The 2,197-nt window shown below is 37.8% G+C and carries 4 protein-coding genes and 1 pseudogene; 1 reads left to right on the top strand and 4 read right to left on the bottom strand.

The genetic code is table 11. From position 1 onward, the window contains the following. Window positions 1-187 (top strand): annotated as a pseudogene (locus K737_RS11255) (IS5 family transposase); the annotation flags it as partial. Window positions 188-201: 14 nt separating this feature from the next. Here the strand turns inward: K737_RS11255 and K737_RS05815 are convergent. The 4 genes from K737_RS05815 to K737_RS12145 all read right to left on the bottom strand — a co-directional run bounded on the left by K737_RS05815 (window position 202) and on the right by K737_RS12145 (window position 2,087). Further along, complete coding sequence (locus tag K737_RS05815) at window positions 202-621, bottom strand: hypothetical protein (RefSeq protein ID WP_006295668.1); 420 nt, start codon at window positions 619-621, stop codon at window positions 202-204. Window positions 622-649: 28 nt separating this feature from the next. Next, window positions 650-1,108, bottom strand: a complete 459-nt coding sequence (locus tag K737_RS05810) for a nucleoside deaminase (protein ID WP_006295667.1) — start codon at window positions 1,106-1,108, stop codon at window positions 650-652. 3 nt (window positions 1,109-1,111) lie between these two features. Further along, window positions 1,112-1,834, bottom strand: coding sequence for a phosphatidate cytidylyltransferase (locus K737_RS06925; protein ID WP_006295666.1), 723 nt, complete (start codon window positions 1,832-1,834; stop codon window positions 1,112-1,114). A gap of 136 nt (window positions 1,835-1,970) precedes the next feature. Further along, the gene (locus K737_RS12145) at window positions 1,971-2,087 is read right to left on the bottom strand and encodes a hypothetical protein (RefSeq protein WP_407636458.1); all 117 of its coding nucleotides are present in this window, start codon (window positions 2,085-2,087) and stop codon (window positions 1,971-1,973) included. Window positions 2,088-2,197: the final 110 nt, after the last annotated feature.

Raw genomic sequence — 2,197 nt, 5'->3', positions numbered from 1 at the left:
CCCCCCTAAAAAGAACCGTTTAAAGCCTTCATATTATGTACATATCTTTTTAAATCCCGTCTTTGATCAGAGAATTTCTTGGCTAAACTTAAAGCAATACCGCACCATTGCCACACGCTATGATAAAAGGTTTGTAAACTTTTTTAGCACCATTCGCCTGGCTTCAATTATTCTTTGGCTTAATTGAGGACGGGCCCTAGACTAGGGTAAAATGAAATCCTTTCCCCCCACAATACACCAAGAAACACTCATAAAAGGAACGAAAGGAATGCCGTGCTGACGAAAGACTAAGCACCCTAAGGCGCCTAAAATTCCAGAAATCAAAAAAAATTCAGAAACGTTGTCACTTAAACTGCTCAGCAGTGCTAAAATTTCTACATCTCCCCACTCAAGATACGTTTTATTCCATTTCCATTTTCCAAAATTTTTAAAAAAACTAAAAATTCCTGCATACACCAATACATTTCCTAAGCACGCAGGACAAAGCCACAAAGAAATAGTTCCTAAAACGACCACACTCCAGAGAGGAAAACTACGATAATACACATCTTGAATAGAAATATATACCAAGAGAATGCCCCAAAACAGCCACCCCACTTCCCTAAAAGATAAAAAAATCATGGTATTTGAAAAAAATACATATCTTTTTTTACCCCCGTCGATAAGAAAAAAAATTCTTTAAAATATTTTCGCAATGATAAGCGCGCACCCCTGCCACCACAGTTTTTGGTTTAAAAAAATTTTGCTCCTTATCAAACACACGCGCACCATGTTCAATTCCTCCATGTTTGGGGTCGTAAGCACCAAAATATACCGCCTTTAATCGCGACAATGCCACGGCAGTGGCACACATACCACAAGGCTCGAGAGTGACAAAAAGACTGCACTGAGACAAATAATACGTTTTAAGAAAGCTGTACGCTTCCTGCAGTAAAAGAAGTTCTGCATGCGCCAAAGGATTGTTATTTTGACGCATCTTGTTATGATTTTCAAGAATAATTTTGTCGTTGTAAACCAAAACTGCACCTACAGGAACTTCTCCTTGAAGCTCAGCTTTTTTTGCCAAAACTAAAGCGTAATCCATAAATGGGTGCAGCTCAGAAAACATTAATTATATCCAAGGCTCAATTCCATATCCAATTGCCGTCATCCACCAACTGTCTGTACGGTCTATTACCCCACCGTGCCCTTTAATCCAATTTCCAGAATCCTTAATTTCAAGATGACGTTTTGCCCAAGACTCTAAAAAATCTCCTAATTGAGCAAAAACACTTAAAGCCGCCGCACTTCCCCAACCAATGGGATGATGCAAAAAAGCTCCCAGCGTCACGGTACAAATACAGGACAGTGCAAGCCCTCCTATTGCACCTGAATAAGTTTTTGCAGCGCTAACAGAAGGAAAAATTTTAGGCCCCTTCATCAAAGACCCACAAAGGTAGGCAAATGTATCGGTAAAGATAGAACTTGCCACGATCACAATCCAACTGGTCCATCCTTTTGTATTAAAAGATTCTAAAAAAGCCATTCCCCCAATTAAAATGAATACGCTCCCCAAAGGCCATATATAGTATTTCTTCCATGTCGTGGAAATAAAACACGCATATCCCCATTCAATTAAGCATCCCAAAACAAATCCAAACAAAATCACGTAAGCGATCCTTTGAGAACCTTGGAACAAATATACGATTCCTAAAAGTAGCGCGAGAAAAAGTGTCATCCAGACACTAGACAACACTCGCTCTCTAAGGTGAGAAAAAAGCTGGATCTTCATTGCCATGACACCACACTTATAAATTTCATGAATAATTCTGCCAAAGCAAGGAACCGTTAGCAAGACCCCAAAAGCATTTTAAAAAAGAAGATTTTTTTATCTCCCTATTTATATATTTATAACTTGATACTTTGGCTTCCAATTCCACTATTTAATAATTATTTTTTCAGTATACCATAGCTAAAACAGTATAAAAAGATTATGATAGAAGGAGTTGAAATAAGAGATTAATTGAAAAAGTTAAAGTTCTTCTTATATGTTTTGCTTGGGCCCATTTTTTCTCAATTGGATTTAGATCAGGGGAATAAAAAGGCAAATAAAGAAAACCATGGCATCTTCTAGCATCTTTTGCATAGCTTTTCCTTTATAGAAAGTAGTATTATCCATACACTACCGCTTTCTTTTGGAAGGTTTGGTAGCACCCAA

Origin of the sequence: Holospora undulata HU1 (assembly GCF_000388175.3) — a bacterium.
Classification (GTDB): domain Bacteria; phylum Pseudomonadota; class Alphaproteobacteria; order Holosporales; family Holosporaceae; genus Holospora; species Holospora undulata_A.
The sequence above is the reverse complement of the archived record's forward strand: the minus strand, read 5'-3'. Positions and strand labels throughout refer to the sequence as shown.